Annotated in this window: 17 protein-coding genes and 1 pseudogene; 9 read left to right on the top strand and 9 right to left on the bottom strand. The window is 68.6% G+C overall.

Translation table 11 applies throughout. The annotated features are described in order from the left end of the window. Positions 1 to 1,040: pseudogene (locus MVA01S_RS21455) on the bottom strand (helix-turn-helix transcriptional regulator); the annotation flags it as partial. Positions 1,041 to 1,162: 122 nt separating this feature from the next. Between MVA01S_RS21455 and MVA01S_RS21450 the strand changes: the two are divergent. Genes MVA01S_RS21450 through MVA01S_RS21440 form a run of 3 tightly spaced genes read left to right on the top strand, consistent with a single transcriptional unit; the run spans position 1,163 to position 4,024 of the window. Further along, positions 1,163 to 2,248 carry an S-(hydroxymethyl)mycothiol dehydrogenase gene (locus MVA01S_RS21450; RefSeq protein ID WP_003933265.1) on the top strand — a complete coding sequence of 362 codons (1,086 nt, stop codon included), beginning with the start codon at positions 1,163 to 1,165 and terminating at the stop codon, positions 2,246 to 2,248. 31 nt (positions 2,249 to 2,279) lie between these two features. Further along, complete coding sequence (locus MVA01S_RS21445; protein ID WP_003933266.1) at positions 2,280 to 2,903, top strand: MBL fold metallo-hydrolase; 624 nt, start codon at positions 2,280 to 2,282, stop codon at positions 2,901 to 2,903. 41 nt (positions 2,904 to 2,944) lie between these two features. Beyond that, positions 2,945 to 4,024, top strand: a complete 1,080-nt coding sequence (locus MVA01S_RS21440; RefSeq protein ID WP_003933267.1) for a class I SAM-dependent methyltransferase — start codon at positions 2,945 to 2,947, stop codon at positions 4,022 to 4,024. Here the strand turns inward: MVA01S_RS21440 and MVA01S_RS21435 are convergent. Then, positions 4,021 to 5,103 (bottom strand): NAD(P)H-dependent amine dehydrogenase family protein, encoded by a 1,083-nt coding sequence (locus MVA01S_RS21435; RefSeq protein WP_003933268.1) that lies wholly within the window; start codon positions 5,101 to 5,103, stop codon positions 4,021 to 4,023. The genes MVA01S_RS21440 and MVA01S_RS21435 overlap by 4 nt on opposite strands. Then, positions 5,103 to 5,621 carry a hypothetical protein gene (locus tag MVA01S_RS21430; protein ID WP_003933269.1) on the bottom strand — a complete coding sequence of 173 codons (519 nt, stop codon included), beginning with the start codon at positions 5,619 to 5,621 and terminating at the stop codon, positions 5,103 to 5,105. Before MVA01S_RS21430 ends, MVA01S_RS21435 begins: the two co-directional genes overlap by 1 nt. Positions 5,622 to 5,739: 118 nt before the next feature. On the opposite strand from MVA01S_RS21430, the gene MVA01S_RS21425 reads away from it, so the two are divergent. From MVA01S_RS21425 to MVA01S_RS21405, 5 genes are read left to right on the top strand one after another with little or no spacing between them, the layout of a single operon-like run. Continuing rightward, complete coding sequence (locus MVA01S_RS21425) at positions 5,740 to 7,278, top strand: ABC transporter substrate-binding protein (protein WP_040542992.1); 1,539 nt, start codon at positions 5,740 to 5,742, stop codon at positions 7,276 to 7,278. Continuing rightward, positions 7,278 to 8,225, top strand: coding sequence for an ABC transporter permease (locus tag MVA01S_RS21420; protein ID WP_003933271.1), 948 nt, complete (start codon positions 7,278 to 7,280; stop codon positions 8,223 to 8,225). Before MVA01S_RS21425 ends, MVA01S_RS21420 begins: the two co-directional genes overlap by 1 nt. After that, entirely contained in the window at positions 8,222 to 9,106 is an 885-nt protein-coding gene (locus MVA01S_RS21415) for an ABC transporter permease (protein WP_003933272.1), read from the top strand. The genes MVA01S_RS21420 and MVA01S_RS21415 overlap by 4 nt, the downstream gene beginning before the upstream one ends. Then, a complete protein-coding gene (locus MVA01S_RS21410) occupies positions 9,103 to 10,710 on the top strand; it encodes an ABC transporter ATP-binding protein (protein WP_003933273.1) in 1,608 nt (535 codons plus the stop codon). Before MVA01S_RS21415 ends, MVA01S_RS21410 begins: the two co-directional genes overlap by 4 nt. Positions 10,711 to 10,741: 31 nt before the next feature. Next, positions 10,742 to 11,482, top strand: a complete 741-nt coding sequence (locus MVA01S_RS21405; RefSeq protein ID WP_003933274.1) for an SDR family NAD(P)-dependent oxidoreductase — start codon at positions 10,742 to 10,744, stop codon at positions 11,480 to 11,482. 7 nt (positions 11,483 to 11,489) lie between these two features. Here the strand turns inward: MVA01S_RS21405 and MVA01S_RS21400 are convergent, their stop codons facing one another. Genes MVA01S_RS21400 through MVA01S_RS21390 form a run of 3 tightly spaced genes read right to left on the bottom strand, consistent with a single transcriptional unit; the run spans position 11,490 to position 15,085 of the window. Next, on the bottom strand, positions 11,490 to 12,914 hold the full coding sequence (locus MVA01S_RS21400) for an HNH endonuclease signature motif containing protein (protein WP_003933275.1): 1,425 nt from the start codon (positions 12,912 to 12,914) through the stop codon (positions 11,490 to 11,492). 52 nt (positions 12,915 to 12,966) lie between these two features. Then, the gene (locus MVA01S_RS21395; protein WP_003933276.1) at positions 12,967 to 14,040 is read right to left on the bottom strand and encodes an NAD(P)H-dependent amine dehydrogenase family protein; all 1,074 of its coding nucleotides are present in this window, start codon (positions 14,038 to 14,040) and stop codon (positions 12,967 to 12,969) included. Between the two features lie 16 nt (positions 14,041 to 14,056). Next, complete coding sequence (locus tag MVA01S_RS21390) at positions 14,057 to 15,085, bottom strand: Rieske 2Fe-2S domain-containing protein (RefSeq protein ID WP_003933277.1); 1,029 nt, start codon at positions 15,083 to 15,085, stop codon at positions 14,057 to 14,059. Between the two features lie 70 nt (positions 15,086 to 15,155). On the opposite strand from MVA01S_RS21390, the gene MVA01S_RS21385 reads away from it, so the two are divergent. Next, positions 15,156 to 15,779: a TetR/AcrR family transcriptional regulator gene (locus tag MVA01S_RS21385; RefSeq protein ID WP_003933278.1), complete on the top strand. Its 624-nt coding sequence runs from the start codon at positions 15,156 to 15,158 to the stop codon at positions 15,777 to 15,779. 2 nt (positions 15,780 to 15,781) lie between these two features. Here MVA01S_RS21385 and MVA01S_RS21380 read toward each other — a convergent pair whose 3' ends face one another. The 3 genes from MVA01S_RS21380 to MVA01S_RS21370 form a co-directional block, all read right to left on the bottom strand. Beyond that, positions 15,782 to 16,108, bottom strand: a complete 327-nt coding sequence (locus MVA01S_RS21380) for a branched-chain amino acid transport AzlD family protein (protein ID WP_003933279.1) — start codon at positions 16,106 to 16,108, stop codon at positions 15,782 to 15,784. Next, a complete protein-coding gene (locus MVA01S_RS21375; protein WP_003933280.1) occupies positions 16,101 to 16,802 on the bottom strand; it encodes an AzlC family ABC transporter permease in 702 nt (233 codons plus the stop codon). Before MVA01S_RS21375 ends, MVA01S_RS21380 begins: the two co-directional genes overlap by 8 nt. Positions 16,803 to 16,882: 80 nt before the next feature. Further along, positions 16,883 to 19,050, bottom strand: a 2,168-nt coding sequence (locus MVA01S_RS21370; protein ID WP_060941683.1) for a M4 family metallopeptidase, incomplete at its 5' end; no start/stop codon positions are given.

Below are 19,050 nucleotides of genomic sequence, written 5' to 3'. Positions count from 1 at the left end.
CGCACCCGGGCCAACCGGTCGCCGCCGGCCAGCGCGAGCCGCAGCGCCGTCCACGCCGCCGCGGCGTCCCCGCGCCGGCATGCCAGTAATGCCTCCCCCGGCTGCGGATCCAGACCGAGGGCCCGCGCCTGACCGAAAGCCGTTGCCGCCCCGTCGACGTCGCCGATGAGTCGGCGGACCTCGCCGAGCTGGTAGAAACCCTCGGCCGCGGCCCAACTGTTGACCTCGGCGAGCGCCCGGCTCGCGGTCAGGAGCCGGTCCTCCAGCCCTCGGTAGTCATCGGTGGCGACCTGCACCTGCAACCTGTGCACGTCGCACACCCCGCCGTACGGCACCGACCCGGCCACGCCACACCACTGCTCCATCGACTGCGTCCACGACCGCATCCGCGGCAGATCGGCGAGTTTGTGGCAGTGGTGCAACACCATGCAGTAGATGTCGCCGGCCCATTCGATGGGCACCTGGTCGGCCAGCAACGGGAGCATCGCCTCGTCGATAAACGCGTACCCCTCGGCGGTGCGGGCGCGCAGGATCGCGTCGACGCCCGCCGCGATCAGGGCCAGCGCGGTGACCGCGGGCGTGTCGAGGCGCGCGCTCATCGCTCGGAGCGAATTCACGTGTTCGCCGAGCGCGTCCAGATCCTGGGACAGGGCCGCGACCGTCGCATCCAGGTAGGCCAGATAGCCGTGCGCCGGGCTCTCCTCGGCCGAGGCGAGCAGTCGCCGGGCCCGGCTCATCCAGCCCTGGCCGATGTTGACGTCGCCCCGCACCAGCCAGGCCAGGGCCAGATCGTTGGCCTTCATCGCAGCGGCCAGCGGATCGGTCCGGGTCAACTCGGCGAACACCCGCTCGGCAGCGCGACTGGCCTCCTTGAGGTGGCCGAGCCGCCAGGCCGCGAACGCGAACGCGTCCAGATCGTCGGTGGGCAGCGGCCCGTACCCGCTCGCCAGGTCGAACGCCTCGTAGCTCGCGCTCCAATCGCGCCGCTGGTGCGCTGAGCGGGCGGCGGACAGAAAATCGAGGCGGCTGTCGATAAGCATCTCAGCTTTCACGGTAGACCTGATCAGTCCAGTTCCACGGGCCATTTCGAGGAACATCGGCCGGTGGGGGCGGCGGTCGGGCGGACATCTCCGGAAGCTGCCCGACCTATTAGGGTCTAGGCATGACTCAGACGGTGCGCGGTGTGATCTCTCGGGCGAAGGCTCAACCGGTGGAAGTGGTGGACATTGTCATCCCGGATCCCGGTCCGGGTGAGGTCGTCGTCGACATCCAGGCGTGCGGGGTCTGCCACACCGACCTGCACTACCGCGAGGGCGGCATCAACGACGAGTTCCCGTTCCTGCTCGGCCACGAGGCCGCGGGTGTGGTCGAGTCCGTCGGCCCCGGAGTCACCAACGTCGAGCCCGGCGACTTCGTGGTGCTGAACTGGCGCGCGGTGTGCGGTCAGTGCCGTGCGTGCAAGCGGGGCCGCCCCCACCTGTGCTTCGACACCTTCAACGCCACCCAGAAGATGACGCTGACCGACGGCACCGAGCTGACCCCAGCGCTGGGCATCGGTGCTTTCGCCGACAAGACGCTGGTGCACGAAGGGCAGTGCACCAAGGTCGATCCCGCAGCCGACCCCGCCGCCGCCGGCCTGCTGGGCTGCGGCGTGATGGCAGGTCTGGGCGCGGCGATCAACACCGGTGCGGTGAACCGGGACGACACCGTGGCGGTGATCGGCTGCGGCGGCGTCGGGGATGCCGCGATCGCCGGTGCCCGGCTGGTCGGCGCGAAGCAGATCATCGCCGTCGACATGGACAACCGGAAACTCGACTGGGCGCGCGACTTCGGCGCCACGCACACCATCAACGCCCGCGACCTCGACCCGGTCAAGACCATCCAGGATCTGACCGACGGCTTCGGCGTCGACGTCGTGATCGACGCGGTGGGCCGCCCCGAGACCTGGAAGCAGGCCTTCTACGCCCGCGACCTGGCCGGCACCGTGGTCCTGGTCGGCGTGCCGACTCCGGACATGACGCTGGAGATGCCGCTGATCGACTTCTTCTCGCGCGGTGGGTCGTTGAAGTCGTCGTGGTACGGCGACTGCCTGCCCGAGCGGGACTTCCCGACGTTGATCTCGCTGTACCTGCAGGGCCGTTTCCCGCTGGACAAGTTCGTCTCCGAACGCATCGGCCTGGACCAGATCGAGGACGCGTTCCACAAGATGCACGCCGGTGAGGTGCTGCGTTCGGTGGTGGTGCTGTGATGAGCGCTTGCGCGAAGAACGGAGAATCCTGATGAGCAACATCCAGCGCCTGGTCACCCACGGCACGTTCGAACTCGACGGCGGCAGTTGGGAGGTCGACAACAACATCTGGCTGGTCGGCGACGACAAGGAGGTGGTGGTGTTCGACGCCGCCCACACCGCGGACCCGATCATCGAGGCGGTCGGCAACAGGCACGTCGTCGCGGTGGTGTGCACGCACGGCCACAACGACCACGTGACGGTGGCCCCCCAGCTCGGCCAGGCTCTCGACGCGCCGGTGCTGCTGCACCCCGCCGACGAGATGCTGTGGCGAATGACTCACCCCGACAGCGACTTCCGCTCGGTGGCCGACGGCGAGACGTTGCGGGTCGCCGGCACCGAGCTGCGCGCGCTGCACACCCCGGGCCACTCCCCCGGCTCGGTGTGCTGGCATGCGCCGGAGCTGAGCGCGGTGTTCAGCGGCGACACCCTGTTCCAGGGCGGCCCGGGTGCGACGGGCCGGTCGTTCTCCGACTTCCCGACGATCCTGGAGTCGATCTCGGGCCGGCTCGGCAAGCTCCCCGGCGACACGGTGGTCTACACCGGTCACGGCGACACGACGACCGTCGGCGACGAGATCGTGCACTACGACGAGTGGGTCGCCCGCGGTCACTGACTCCGCGGCGTGGCCGCGGCGCGAGGACTACCGTTCGGGTCATGGCGGAATCCAGCATCGTGGTGCGCCCTGAGCCGATGGACAGCAGTTCCTACAGCGCCGCGTCGCGCCTGCAGGCAGCGGGCCTGCAGGCCGCGATCGCGATCTTCGAGCGCGCGGCCGACACGGTGCCGCTGCCCGATCCGTCCCAGTCGATCATGATCGCCGATTACGGCGCCGCCAACGGGTTCAACTCGCTGCTGCCGATCGGGGCGGCGGTCGCGCGGCTACGCAAGCGGACCCGGCCCGAGCATCCGGTGCTGGTCACCCACACCGACCGTCCGGACAACGACTTCACCGCGTTGTTCCACACCCTGGAGAACGACCCGGACACCTATCTCCGCAAGGACAAGGCCATCTACGCCGCGGCCGTCGGCCGGTCCTTCTACTCCCAGATCCTGCCGTCGAACAGCGTGCATCTGGGGTGGAGTTCGTGGGCGATCCACTGGCTGACCCGGGTGCCGTGCGGTATCGAGGGACACATCCAGGTGAACTTCTGCACCGACGACGCGGTGCGCTCGGCGTTCGCCCGGCAGGCGGCGCAGGACTGGCACGAGTTCATCGCGTTCCGGGGCCGCGAGTTGTGTCCCGGCGGCCGACTGGTGGTGATGACGATGGCGGTCGGTGACGACGACGACTCCGGTTTCCGGCCACTGATGTCGGCGCTGATGGACACCCTCGGCGAGCTGACCGGCGACGGGCTGCTCACCGCCGACGAAGCCGGCCGCATGTGCATCCCCACCGTCGCCCGCCGGGCAGCCGACTTCGTCGCGCCGTTCGCGCCGTCGGGCCGCTTCGAACGGCTGGAGATCGAGCATCTGGAGATCTTCGATGCCACCGACCGGTTCTGGGATCGTTACCGCAATGACGGTGACGCACAGGCGTTCGGCGCGCGGTGGGCCGCTTTCGCCCGCGCCTCGGTGTTCCCGGCGCTGGCCCTCGCGCTGCACGACGGTTCCACCGACTCCCGCACCGTCGAGTTCTTCGACCGACTGGAGAAGGGGGTGGCCGAGCGGATGAGCCGATCCCCGGAACAGACCCGCATTCCGCTGGCCCACGTGGTGCTGGTCAAGCGCGGCTAGCGGATCGTCCCGGCCCCGGGGATCAGCGGCAGGTCCAGCGCGGTGACCCAGCCGGGCGACAGGTCGTTGACGGCGGGCACCGCGTTGAGCGCGCGCAGCCCGGTCGCCAGGCAGCCCGCCGCTGCGGCGTCGCGCCCCGAACCGTCGGTGAACCGGAACGCGGTCTCCTGGAAGATGCTCGGGGTGCCCTCGATGTCGACCCGGTAGACGTCGTTGTCGTTGCCCGACGGCCAGTCCGGCGCGGCGTCGTTGCCGATCCGGTTCACGTGCTCCAGCTGGATGCGGGTCTCCCCCTGGTACACGCCGTTGATGGTGAACCGCACCGCGGCAACATTTCCCGGCGCGATCACCCCCTTGGCGGTCTTGCGCTCGTCGGGGGTCACCCACTTCTCCCACGTCGTGGTGATGTCGTCGAGCATGATGCCCGCGGCTTCGGCGATCATCGGAACCGTTGCGCCCCAGGCGAATACCAAGATATCGGGGTTCTCCAGCATCGCCCGGTACTCGGGCGGCCTGCCGATGCCCATCTCGCGGTCGTAGTCGCCTTCGTAGTTGGTGTAGTCCAGCAGTTCTGAAGCGCGCACCCGGCGGACCTCCGAACACAGGCCCATCAACATCATCGGGAACAGGTCGTTGGCGAAGCCGGGGTCGATGCCGGTGGTGAAGCACGACGACTCGCCGAGCTCGCAGGCCACCGTGATGGGCTCGATCCAGTTGGGCGGGTTCAGATGCATCGTCGGCCAGATCCACGGCGTCATCGCCGTCGAGCACACGTCGATCCCCGCGCGCAGGAATCGCGTGATCAGCTCGATGTTGGCCTCGGCGTGCGCGGCGGTCGGGCCGTAGTGCACCAGCGCCTCGGGTTTCAGCGCGATCAGCGCGTCGACGTCATCGGTGGCGGTCAGGCCGATGTCGCGGCCCAGGCCGCAGATGTCACCGACGTCGCGGCCGACCTTGTCGGGATTGCTCACCCCGACGCCGACGAGCTCGAACCGGGGATGGCCGACGATCTCGGCGATCACCATCCGGCCGACGAACCCGGTCCCCCAGACCACCACCCGCTTCACGTCGTCGCGCATCAGAAGCAGCGCCGCAGGCCGCCGGGCTCACAGATCAGCGGGTACTGGTCGACCGGGATGGGCAGCGGCTCCTTGAACGACAGCGTGAACGGGATCTCGATGATCCCTGGCGGCAATCCGCAGTTGCCGGAATGGGTGATCTTGCGCGTTCCCGACATCGTGACGTCGTCGAACCGGATCACCTCGACTGTCGGCGCCGAGCTACCGTCCGGGCACTGCATGCCATCCTTCTTCGGGGTGCTGAAGCCCCACACGCCGCCGACGAGCACGGCGTCGCCTCCGGTCAGCCCGGTCGACGGGCCGACATGCAGGCGGCAGCCGACCGGCAGATACAGCGGTTCGCGCAGGTCACCGACCACCGGTACGCACACCGGGTAGATGGTCCAGGTGCCAGACTGCCCCTCGGAGGTGTAGTTGTAGACACCCTGCATCACCCCGGCCGCCTGAGCCGGGGCGGAGAATCCTACCGACGCACCGGCCAGGGCGACGACCGCGGCGAGACCGCGCAGCATCTTCATGTCCGCAGTATTTCAGCCACCGGCAGACAAAGTCACGACTTTGTCGACTGCGCGTTTTGTTCGCCGGAGACTCGGGTAAATGACCCACTGCAGACTTCAAGTCCCGGGGTGGTTGCATATGGCGAGAACGGCGGTGAGGACCGCTGTTCTCGTCATATGTATGTGTATGGCCGCGCTGACCGGTTGCTCGACCGGCGAACGCGTCGATCTGGGCCAGGGCACCTCGGGTGCGCTGGTGGCCGCGATCGCCGGTGAACCCGACCAGCTCGATCCCCACAAGACGACGGCGTACTTCTCGTTCGAGGTGTTGGAGAACGTGTTCGACACTCTCGTCGAACCCGACGAGAACCTGGAGATGCAGCCGGCGCTGGCCGAGTCGTGGGAGGTCAGTCCGGACCAGCTCACCTGGACCTTCCGGTTGCGCCCCGGCGTCACGTTCCACGATGGTGCCCCGCTGACGGCCGATGACGTGGTGTTCTCCTACCGCCGCATCATCGACGAGCAGCTGCCCAACTCCGACAAGTTCAGCGCGGTGCGCGCGGTGGAGGCTCCGGACCCTGCCACCGTGGTCCTCCGGGTGGATCGCCCGACGCCCAACATGCTGACCAATCTCGGTGGGTTCAAGGGCATGGCGATCGTGTCCCGCGCCAACGTCGAGAGCGGGCAGATCGCCACCCATCCTGTCGGGACCGGACCGTTCAGCTTCCTCGGACAGAAGAGCGGTGACTCGATCTCGCTGGGTGCCAACCCGGACTACTGGGGCGGTCCGCCCGGCATCTCGGGCGTCACGTTCCGGTTCATCTCCGAACCGTCGACGGCGATGTCGGCGCTGCAGGCCGGCGAGGTCGACTGGACGGATTCGGTACCGCCGCAACGGGTCACGCAGCTGCGCGGCGACGAGTCCGTCGAACTGGCGGTCACCCCCAGCAACGACTACTGGTATCTGGCCCTCAATGAGGCCCGCGAGCCGTGGAACGACGTGCGGGTGCGCCAGGCGATCGCCTACGCCGTCGACCGCGACGCGATCGTGCAGGCGACCAGCTACGGCACGGCGGCGGTGAACCAGCTCGCGATACCGGAGGGCAATCCCTGGTTCACCCCCTACGACAGGTACAGCTCGGGCGGGTTGGACCGCGCCCGGGAACTGTTGCAGGAGGCCGGCGCCCAGCCGCGCGACCTCGACATGCTGGTCACCACCGAGTATCCGGAGACGGTCACGGCCGCCCAGATCATCGCCGACAACCTTGCGCCGCTGGGCATCACGGTCAGCATCCGCACCGTCGACTTCGCGACCTGGCTCGACGAACAGAACTCCGGGAACTTCGACATGCTGATGATGGGCTGGCTGGGCAACATCGATCCCGACGACTTCTACTACGCCCAGCATCACACCGACGGCCCCAACAACGCACAGAAGTTCTCCGACCACGAGGTCGATCGCCTGCTCGACGCCGGCCGCGTCGAGACCGACGAGGCCGCCCGGAAGGGCATCTACGCCAAGGCCGCCACCCGGATCGCCGACGAGGTCAGCTACATCTACCTCTACAACCCGTCGGTGATCCAGGCCTGGAACCCGGCCCTGTCCGGATACGACGCGCGCCGCGACGGCGCCGTCCGGTTCCGCACGGCGACGCTCGACGCGGACGGGGGTGCGTGATGATCCTCCGGTTCGTCGCGCGCCGGCTGATGTACTCGGCGGTGGTGCTGTTCGGTGTCCTCATCGTGGTTTTCGCGCTCGTGCACCTGGTGCCCGGTGATCCGGTGCGCATCGCGCTGGGCACCCGCTACACACCCGAGGCCTATGAGGCGCTGCGGGCGGCCAGCGGCCTGGACCGCCCGATCGTGGCACAGTTCTTCGGCTACATCGGCTCGGCGCTGACCGGGGATCTCGGTGTCAGCTTCCGCAACGGCGACCCCGTCACCGTCACGCTGCTGGAACGGCTGCCCGCGACGCTGTCGCTCGGCATCGTCGGCATCGTGATCGCACTGGCGATCGCGCTGCCCGCCGGCATCTACGCCGCCCTGCGGGAGGGCAAGCTCAGCGACGCGCTGGTCCGGATCAGCAGCCAGTTCGGGGTGTCGATCCCGGACTTCTGGATGGCCATCCTGCTGATCGCGCTGTTCTCCACGGTGCTGGGCTGGCTGCCGACCTCCGGGTACCGGCCCCTGTTCGAGGACCCGGCAGGGTGGCTGCGCCACATCATCCTGCCCGGCCTGACAGTCGGCGTGGTCGCCGCGGCGATCATGACCCGCTACGTGCGATCGGCAGTGCTGGAGGTCGCCGCGATGGGCTATGTGCGCACCGCCCGGTCCAAGGGCCTCCCCCCGCGCGTCGTCACGTTCCGGCACACGGTGCGCAACGCGCTGGTGCCGATCCTGACGATCACTGGCATCCAGTTGGCCACGCTGCTCGGCGGCGTGATCGTGGTCGAGGTGGTGTTCGCGTGGCCGGGCCTGGGCCGCTTGGTGTTCAACGCGGTGGCGGCCCGCGACTACCCGCTGATCCAGGGCGCCGTACTGCTCATCGCCGCGCTGTTCCTGGCGATCAACCTTCTCGTCGACGTGCTCTACGCCGTCGTGGACCCGAGGATCCGACTCGGATGACAACCACCGAGCCCGACAGCAGCCGCATCGCGTCGTGGCGGCTGCTGGCGCGAAACCCGGTCACGCTGGTCAGCGCGGTGGTGCTGGTGGTCGTCGCGGTGGTGGCGGTGACGGCGGACTGGATCGCGCCGTACGGCATCAACGACGTCAACGTGCCCAATGCGCTTGCCGCACCGAGCGGTTCGCACTGGTTCGGCACCGACGAGCTGGGCCGCGACGTGCTGTCGCGGGTGCTGGTCGCCGTCCAGGCGTCGATGCGGATCGCGGTGATCAGCGTCGCGCTGGCCGCGGTGGTCGGCGTCGCCGTCGGGGTGGTCGCCGGCTACCGCGGCGGCTGGCTGGATACGGTGCTGATGCGGGTGGTCGACGTGATGTTCGCCTTCCCCGTGCTTCTGTTGGCACTCGCCGTGGTCGCCATCCTCGGCCCGGGGGTGACCACCACGATCCTGGCGATCGGGATCGTCTACACGCCGATCTTCGCGCGGGTGGCACGCGCCAGCACCCTGGGTGTGCGCACCGAACCGTACGTGTCGGCATCGCGGGCGCTGGGCACCGGTGACCTGTACATCCTGCGCCGGCACATCCTGCCCAACATCGCGGGCCCGCTGATCGTGCAGACGTCGCTGTCGCTGGCGTTCGCGATCCTGTCCGAGGCCGCGCTCTCGTTCCTGGGCCTGGGAATTCAGCCGCCGGAGCCGTCGCTGGGCCGGATGATCTTCGACTCCCAGGGATTCGTGACGATGGCGTGGTGGATGGCAGTGTTCCCGGGCGCGGCGATCTTCCTGATCGTGCTGGCGTTCAACCTGTTCGGTGACGGGCTACGCGACGTGCTGGATCCCAAGCAGCGCACGACGGTCGAGGCCAGGAGGAGGGAGCGATGAGCGTCCTGAGCGTGGCCGACGTCGGGGTGCGCATCGGCGCCCGCACCATCGTCGACGCGGTGTCCTTCGACGTCGACCGGGAGAAGACGGTCGGTATCGTCGGCGAGTCGGGTTCGGGCAAGACGATGACCGCGCTCGCGGCCACCGGCCTGCTGGACGCCCCGGGCGCCCGGGTCTCGGGGTCGAGCCTGCTGGCCGGCGCCGACGCACCGATCCAGCTGGTCGGCGCGTCCCCGCGGGTGCTGCGCAGTGTGCACGGAGCCCGGATCGGCTTCGTCTTCCAGGATCCGGGCACCTCGCTGAACCCGCTGCTGACGCTGGAACGTCAGATCACCGAATCGCTTGAGACGCACCGCAACCTGACCCGGCGCGCGGCCAACGCCCGGGCGCTGGAACTGCTGGAGGCGGTGGGTCTGCCCGAGCCGGAGATGCGGCTGCACTCCTACCCGCACCAACTCTCCGGCGGCCAGCGCCAGCGGGTGATGATCGCGATCGCGCTGGCGTGCGACCCCGAGTTGCTGATCGCCGACGAACCCACCACGGCGCTCGATGTCACGACGCAGGCACAGATCATCGAGCTGGTCCGCGCGCTGCAACGCGATTTCGGCACCGCGGTGGTATGGATCAGCCACGACCTCGGGGTGATCGGGCAAGTCGCCGACGAGGTGACCGTGATGCGGGCCGGCGTGACCGTCGAGCAGGCGCCGATCCTGAACGTGTTCGACCGCCCCCGTGACGAGTACACCCGCGACCTGCTGGCCGCCCGGCCCGTGCTGGAACGCTCCGGGCCGCCACCGGTCCCCGACGCGGAGCCGCTGCTCGAGGTCGACGGGCTCGACGTCCGGTTCGCGGTGTCCACCCCGGTCGGCCGGTCGACGGTGCACGCGGTCAAGGACGTGTCGTTCGTGGTGCGCCGCGGTACCACCCTGGGTCTGGTGGGCGAATCCGGTTCGGGCAAATCCACCGTGGCCGCGTGTCTGACCGGCCTGGTGCAGCCTGACGCCGGCACCGCGACGTTGGCAGGCGACGACATTCTCGGTGTGAAAGGCGCTGCCGCCAAACGGATGCGGCGTCGTGTCGGCATCGTGTTCCAGGATCCGTTCTCGTCGCTGAATCCTCGTGGCCGGGTCGGTGATTCGATCGCCGAACCGCTGACGGTGCACAAGCTGGCCGACGGCAGGCAGGCCCGGCGCCGGCGAGTCGAGGAACTGCTCGACCTGGTCGGCCTACCGACGGAGTTCGCCCAGCGGTATCCCCATGAGCTGTCCGGCGGGCAGCGGCAGCGCGTCAGTATCGCCCGTGCGCTGGCCGCCGAGCCGGACCTGCTGATCCTCGACGAGGCGACGGCGTCGCTGGATGTGTCGGTGCAGGCGCGCGTGCTGGACCTACTGTCGCGGCTGCAACGCGAACTGGGGCTGACATATCTGTTCATCGGGCACGACCTCGCGGTCATCCGGCAGGTCAGCCACGAGGTGCTGGTGATGCGTGACGGCGAAGCGGTGGAGAACAGACCCGCCGACGATCTGTTCGCCTCGCCCCGAGAGGACTACACGCGTGCGCTCCTGGCGGCGGTGCCACCGGTGAAACCGCGCTCCGCCGTGTGAGGTTCGCCCGGCCCGTGAGAAGGTCGTGGGCATGAGTCAACTCAGCGGCAAGGTCGCGTTGGTCACCGGCGCATCGGCGGGTCTCGGCGCGGCGACGGCGAAGTTGTTCGCCGAGCGCGGTGCAACAGTCTTCGGAATCGCCCGTGACGCCTCCCGGATGGCCGAGGTGTTCGCCGACATCCCCGGCGGCAGCTTCTCGTCGGTGGACATCACCTCGGCCGAGGCGTGCGCGCAGGCGGTGCAGGACTGTGTCGAGCGGTTCGGCCGACTGGACGTGCTGGCCAACATCGCCGGCTTCCACAAGATGCGGCACACGGTGTCGGTGACCGACGCGGACTGGGACGCCGATCTTTCGGTGAACCTGAACGGCCCGTTCTACCTGTGCCGCGCGGCGCTGCCCCATCTGCTGGAGTCGGGCGGCAACATCGTCAATGTCGCGTCGATCGCCGGAGTCGAAGGCGAGGTGTATTCGGCCGGGTACTGCGCGGCCAAGCACGGGCTGATCGGGTTGACCCGTGCGCTGGCCGTGGAGTTCACCAAGGAACGGTTGCGGGTCAACGCGATCTGCCCCGGCGGCATGCCCACCGCGCAGACCACCGAGTTCGAGGCGCCCGAGAACGCCGACTGGGATCTGATCATGCGGATCGCGTCCCCGCGGGGGTTCATGGAGACCGAGGACGTCGCCAAGACGATCGCGTTCCTGGCCAGCGACGACGCGGCCGCGGTGCACGGAGCGGTGTACCGCGTCGACAACGGAAAGGGCGCCGGCTGACCCTGGCTCAGAACGGGGGCGGTTCGTAGGTGGCGGCGAGCCAGGCCTGACGTTCGCGTTCGCGTTCGGCCTCGATCTCGATGCGCTGCCTGCGTTCCCGGGCGATCCGGGCCTGCCGCTGCTGCTCGTAGGTTCTGGAGCGCGGCGGCATCATCGCCGCCTTGTCGGGTGCCTCGTCGGGCGCCTCGACGTCCGGCAGCGGCGCGGTCGGCGTGGCCAGCACCGGAAATAGCAGTCCACCAAAGGCTTCGGTGGTGTACACATGCCCAGTCGGGGCCGTCAACACCACCGTGCCGTCGGGCCGCTGCTCGTCACGCCAGCCGTGAACCCCGGTGAGGAACGTCTTCAGCACGTGATGGGTACGGCAGTAATGCTTCAGCCCCGACGCATGGGTGACCCCGAACGGCCACCGCGTCGTATGGTCGACGTCGCAGTGCGCCACCGGAGCGTCGCAGCCCGGGAAACGGCAGGTGAGATCGCGCCACTGCAGGAAGTCCTTCAATCCCGCCGACGGCCGGTAGCCCTTCTCCGGCTCGGCGCCCGGCAACCGCACCGGCTTGAGCTTCGCCGTCTTGGCCGCCGTACGCACCTCCTCTGCCGGCAACACGCCGAAACCCGACAGGTAGCCCGCCTTGTCACCGGTGCCGTCCACCGTGGGCTGCTCGGCCAGGATGTGGATCACCACCTGTGCGGCGGACTCCCGCAGCGTCGCGGCCGGGCAGTCCTGCGTGCCGCATTCACATTGCAGGGTCGACTCCCCTCGCCCGAGCGCCCCCGCCGCGTCGGCCCGCAGATTGTTGTGCGAGCGCGGGTCATTACTGCACACCGTCGCGGCGATCGCCTCCAAGCGCTGGTCCAGGGCCGCGGCATCACGGGCGTTGAGCATCCCGCCGGCGAACGCCATCCCCGGCACATCGGGTGTCACGTCGAAGTACCGGTGGTCCTTGGCGATCGGGGGGACCCGCACCCCGGCCGGGTCGAAATCGGCCACCCACTGATCCACCCGGTCACGAAGCTTGTTCTTGGACAACCGCATCCAGCGGGTCAACTTCGGCGCGATCGCCTTGTCCAGCGCGCCGATCACGTCGTCCCCGACGTTCTCCGTACGCGACAGCACCATCTGCACCATCCGGAAGTCGACGTCGCCGCGCGCGAACGTTTCGGCCACCCGGGGTAGCCGGGTGTACAGCGACACCGCCATCCACACTTGACTTTTCGCCCGCGACCTACTGATGTTCTGCGCCGCGGAGACCTCGGCCCCCACGGCCTCGTACACATCAGTCTGCTGGTAGCCGGCTTCGGCATAGGCGCGCCGTCGCAGGTCGCAGAGCACCGCCACCGCCTCGAGCCGCTGGGCGATCGCCGTCGATTCGGCACGCGCCGCCGCACCCATCCCGTCGATGAGATCCTTCGGCGCCGCACCTTCGAACATGCGTTCGATTATTCCAGGGGTGTACGACAACCCGCCCCCCGCCGAGGCGCGCCTACAACTTGAAGCGACCCGCGAATCCGCGCAGCGGCAGGTCCGCAGAGGTCAGGATGCCCGGGCGCGCGGCGACCACCGACGAGATCGCGCTCAGCGCGGGCATTCCGGTGACCGTCATGCCGATGGACGCGAAGTTCGCCGGATCGGACAGGTCGATGCCCGGCTTCGGGAAGATCATGTGCTTGTTGTAGATGTTCGGGTCGCCTTTGATCTGAGTGATGTAGCAGCCCTTGATATCCCAGCTCGGATCGGTGTGCGGCGTCATCTGCCACTCCAGGTGCGTCTCCACCCGCGGCACGCCGTCGACCATGCCCTGGTACTTGAGGTAGTTGCCGCCCAGCGAGCCCTTCGGCAGCTGATACCAGCCCAGGTCGACGTCCTTGGTGCACGCGCCGAGCTCGTAGCTGAACTTCACCTCGTCGAGCGTCAGACCGAAGCAGTCGGCCATCATGTACACGCTGTCGGCGAAGACCCGCGTGTACTTCTCCAGCTTGCCCGGGATCTCCGGATCGTCGACCGGCTGGCCGTACCCGACCTCGATCCAGGTGTCCTTGGAGTGGTGGCAGGACACGTCCACCGACTCGATGGTCGTGACGTTCTCGATCTCGGAGACGTCGGCCGAGCACACCACGCCCAGGATCTGGTTCAACCCGGGGTTCATGCCGGTGCCGTAGAACGTGGATCCGCCCCTCTCACAGGCCTCTTGGAGCAGCTGCGTGACAGGCTTGCCCGACGGGTGCGGGTGGTTGCGGTCGCGGTGCCAGCCGGTGATCCAGTCGGCGGTGGTCACGATGTTGATGCCCGCATCGAGGACCTTGACGTAGAGGTCCTCGTCGGGGAAGACCCCGTGAAAGGTCAGGACATCGGGTCGCGCGGCGATGATCTCGTCGACCGTGCCGGTGGCGATCACCCCGTTGGGGGCCAGCCCGGCGAGCTCGCCGGCGTCGCGGCCGACTTTGTCGGGCGAATAGCAGTGCACCCCGATCAGTTCGAGGTCGGGACGGTCGGCGATCCGCTTGATCATCTCCGAACCGACGTTGCCGGTGGCAACCTGGAAAACCTTGATCGTCATGGAAGCCTTTCGGGGGTTACTGTGCGGATCGGGCGGCCAGTTCTGCGGCGCTTCCGCCCTTGCCGTCCGGGTAGAACTTCTTGGCCCACTCGCGGATTGCGGTGAACCCAGCCATCTCGGAGCTCGCCAGCGCAGGCGGATCCGAATACCGTTGGTGCGCCCAGATGTGAATGTCCTGGCGGAACTGGCGGATCACCTCGGCGCCGAACTCCTCGGCCTTGACCCGCGCCCGGTCCGGGTTGCGCACCTCTGCCCCGGGCCTGCCGATGTAGACCATGAAGCGGATGTCGGAGGTCGACTCGTCGACCGGGGTGATCGCCGAGATCGTGCGGTTGTCGATCATCCCCCAGCTCTTGGTCACCGCGATGCCGAGCCCGCCGTTGACGGCCTCGACCCCGCTGCTGACGTCCTCGATGCGCTGACCGTCGTCGCCTTCGAACGTGATCGTGAAATCGACGTAGGAGATCGGCTCGTCGAAGTCGTGTCGGGTGAAGATCGGATTGATGGGCGTGCCGTGCACATACTTGAAATGGGCGAAGTCAACGCCGTTTTCGAGTACGTACTGCGGATGCATCTCCAGGCCCTGCTCGAACAGGCGCTGCTGCGGGTAGTAGTCCTCGACACTGGAACCGTCCCCGAAACTGGCGAAGATGTCCGGGGCGTCGAAGAACGGTTCGCGATTCTCGATGTCGTGCCAGATGTAGATCGACTCGTTGCGCTCGATCACCGGATAGGTCGTGATGCGGCGGCCGCGGTTGGGACGGTCCTCGTACGGGATACACACGTTGCGGCCCTGCTGATTCCACTGCCAGCCGTGGAACGGGCACTGCAGCACCTCGCCGTGGACGGTGCCGCCGAACCCCAGATGGGCGCCGAGGTGTTCACAGTAGGCGTTCATCACGCAGACCTGGCCGGATTCGGCCCGCCACGCCACCATCTCCTGGCCGAAGTACTTCATCGTGTGCACATCGCCGATCCCGATCTCGTCAGACCAGGCGACCTGGAACCAGCCGGTCGGTTTCATCGACAAGGGCGGTTTGGCCATGCGGTGAGGATAGAACAGCGACCCACAGAAGCATAGTGGGTTCTACGAAACTTTCGGTACGCTGTGCCTCATGACCGAGGTGGCGGCATCCGCACGACGCCCCAACCGTCGTGGCCAGGCCACCCGCGCGAACATGCTTGAGGCGGCGCTGAAGTCGCTGGCCTCCGGCGAACCCGGCTCGGTGTCGGCCAACCGGATCGCCAAGGACATCGGCGCGACGTGGGGCGCGGTGCAGTACCAGTTCGGCGACGCCGACGGCTTCTGGGCCGCGGTCCTGCACCGCACCGCGGAGCGCCGCGCCGACGTGTTCGCCGCGGTCGACCGGGACGCGCCGCTGCGCGACCGGGTCGCCGGCATCATCGACACGCTCTACGCGGGTCTGGCGGCTCCGGATTCGCGCGCCATCGAGAACCTGCGCGCGGCGCTGCCGCGCGACCCGGGCGAACTGGAGCGGCTGTATCCGCAGACCGCTGCCGAGCTCCACTCGTGGGGGCAGTCCTGGCTGCAGATCTGCCGCACCGCGTTCGCCGGTCTCGGCGTCGATCCCGAGCGGGTGCGTGAGGTCGCCACGCTGATCCCCGGCGCGATGCGCGGTCTGGTCTCCGAGCGCCAGCTGGGTTCGTACGCCGACCTGGACGTCGCCCGCCGCGGGCTGACCAACGCGCTCGTCGCCTACCTACAGGCCACGGACTGACCTCAGCCCCACACCGACATCAACGTCACGTAGCACGTCGTGCCTGCCACGATGCTCAGCAGCGCCTGAGCCCGCCACACATGCAGCCCGACGGTGACCGTGACAGCGACCGCGAGCCAGGTCAGCTGTGAAGCGGTGTCCCCCGCGACCGTGCGCAGGGTGTAGATCGCCAGGATCAGCATCACCCCGACCGGCATGTGCACGCTCAGGTACTTCACGACACGGCTGTGCCGCAACGGCGCCAGCGCCGCGAACGGCAACGCCCGCAGCCCCCAGGTCACTGCCGCGCTGACCGCGACCAGCACGGCGATGTAGCTGTTGTCAGGCATCGTCGTCCCTGCGCCGCAACGACATCCGGACCAGCAGCACGCCGGCGAACGCCGCGAACGCGGCCACCAGCATCTGACCCGGCAGCAGTGACCAGGCGACCACGGCGCACAGTGCGGCGACCGCGGCGGTGGTCCGGTCGGGCCGCTGCCGGTACGCGTCGATGCCGAGCACGAGGAACAACGCGGTGAGCGCGAAGTCGAGCCCTTCGAGCCGCTCGATGGGCAACGCCTGCCCGACCAGTCCGCCGAGGGTGGCACCCGCCACCCACAACAGGTGCAGGCACACTTGCATGAACAGGATCAGCCGCGACGGCCACGCCCGCGCCTCCGGGCTGACACCGACCGCATACGCCTCGTCGGACAGCGTGTAGGTGCTGTACAGCTTGCCCAGCACACCCCGGACCCGGTGCAGCGGGAACGACAGCGCGTAGAACACGTGCCGCGAGTTCACCACGAACGTCGTCAGCGCGACGGTCGCGATCGGTGCCGCGGACGCGGCAAGGTGCACCATCAGGAACTCCAGCGAACCCGCGTAGATCACCGCGGCGAACACCGGCGCCCACCACCACGCCAGTCCGGCGTGCACGACCAGGAAGCCCAGTGCCATGCCCAACGGGATGAACGCCAGCCCGATCGGTGCTGTCAGCGTGACCACGCTGCGCAGCGAATCGCCGGGCTCGGGACTGGGCGGCACGACAAACACCTCCTGGGCAGAAACTCCGCCGCCCAGCTTCGCACGTGCGCCGCCCCGTGGGCGCACGCACTCTCACACGGTCAGACCGCGATCGCCAATGACGGTGCCGCGCCGAATATCTCGACGGTGTCGAAAGCCTTGCCGATCGCCGCGAGCTGCACCGGTGACAGTCCCTGCTCGCGGGCGCTGCTCAGTATCGCGGCCCGGCCGTCGGCGAACCTGGCGGTGCTGCTGAGCCGGCCGAGCGAATGGTAGAAGACCTTGGCCCAGGTCTCGTCGGTGACGCCGCGGGTGGCGTCGTCGGTCATCATCAGGTACGCGGCATGGCTGAAGATGGTGCTGTTGACGTGCTCGCCGCGGTCGTCGCCCTCGCCGGTGTACCGCTGGCTGTAGCGGTCCCGGTGCGGACCGTAGGCCGTTCCGATCGACGTCGGATCCGCGAGATCACGCACCGCGCCGAGCGCGGAGTCCTCGCCGACGAGCCAGCGACCTGCGCCGGTCTTGCCCTCGACCAGGACGCCGAGAATGTCGCTGTACGCCTCATTGAGGGCGCCTGGCTCGGCGAAGTCGAGCACCGGCCCACCACCGCCGACGACGTGGGACACCACGGCATGGGTGAACTCGTGAGCCACGACGTCGAGGCCGGCCTGCAGGTAGCCGTTGTCCCCGAACGCGAACAGCTGCCGATTCGGATCCCAGAAGGCGTTGGCGTAGCCGCCGGTCGACATCCGCGGGTTGTACCGGATGCTGACCGAGACCAGCGAGCCCTTGCCGTCGAAGGACTTTCGCCCCAGCACGTCGTCGAAATAGTCGTACACCAGCGCCATGTTCGCGTGCGCCGACACCGCGGCCGCGTCCCAGCCGAACAGCCCGCGCTTGACCACCGAACCCGGCAGCCGCGGATTACCCAGGCCGAACAACGTGAAGGTGGTCTTGTAGGTGGTGATGTTGCGGGGCGCGTCGATCAGCTGGTAGGTCCGGAACCACCACACCTTGCGGGTGTCGATGGTGAAGAGCCGGGACTCGCCGAGCCAGTCCTTGGCGAAGCCGATCGACGTCGCGGCGTGCGCGTTCGCCGACGCCACGATGACCGAGCCCGCCGCCGCGCCGTCGGCGTGGATCAGGTAGGTCGCCCCCGACGGCGCCAACTCCCCCGTGTCACGTACAACCACTGCCACCCGCCACGCCAGATGCGAGGTTCCGTCGTCGTGGGTGTAGACCACCAGCTCTTCGGCGAAAGCACTTGCGGTGACGAACTTTCGGAGAGCGCGCGGGTCGGCGCCGGAACCCAGGTAGGCCGAGCTCGCGATCAGCCGCACCTCGGCGTACTCGTCGACCGAGCTGTGCGGGGTGATGCCGAACGTCTCCCCCAGCCCGCGGTAGTAGTTGAACACGCCGGTCACCTCGCCCGCGGCGTTGGTCACCAGCACCACCTCGCTACCGAGAACCTTGACCGTGCCGAGTCTTTCGGTGAAACGGTAGAAGTACTCGGCGGCCTCACCCTTGCCGACCGTGGAGACGGTGATGCCGGCCGGGTCGGCGAAACCCACCGCCGCGCCCAGGGCAGGCGCCACGGAGTTCAGCACCGCAGCGGCATCGGCGGCGTTGACCACCAGGTGGTCGGTGAATCGGCCGTCGATGACGGCGACGCCGCCTTCGCGGCCAGGAGTGAGCGCCACCCCGTCCCGGGACAGCAGCTCGTCGACCCCGAACCCGGACGGAATGCCCTGCCGATCAGGCGAACTCGCGCCGATGACCACGGTCACCACGGTCGGTCCGGTGATACCGAGCAGCCCGAGCAGGCCGTGCACGTGGAACGGATTGCCCACAGTGTCGTCGATGATCACCGTGAACTTGTCGGCGCGGCCGCCGGCTGCCGCGCCCGGCAGGTAGGTGAAGCCGCCGGATGCGTCGAGCACCACGCGGCCGTGGGCCGGACCTACCGCGATGGCGTAGGTCAGCGTCGTGTCGTCGTAGTCGACGGCGTTGAGGTTGCCGGTCACCGCGCCGCCGGGACCGGGGCCCGACGTCGTGACATCGGCGGTGGGGCGCTGGTTGTTCCAGGTGTACTGGGCCTGACGCACGCCCAGCCACAGCGATTGCATGAGCGCCGAGACCGGAGTTCCCGGGCCGGGGTCGGGATCGACCGGGGGCCGCAGCCCGACCCAGGTGAGCACGTCGGTGACGATGCTCTCGACCGTGACGGGTCGCGCGCCCGCCGCGGTCCGCGGCGCAGGCGCGGGCGCGG

It is taken from the genome of Mycolicibacterium vaccae NBRC 14118 = CIP 105934 (assembly GCF_001552715.1).
GTDB lineage: Bacteria > Actinomycetota > Actinomycetes > Mycobacteriales > Mycobacteriaceae > Mycobacterium > Mycobacterium vaccae.
Note: the sequence above shows the minus strand (reverse complement) of the source record. Positions and strands in the feature narration are given on the sequence as shown.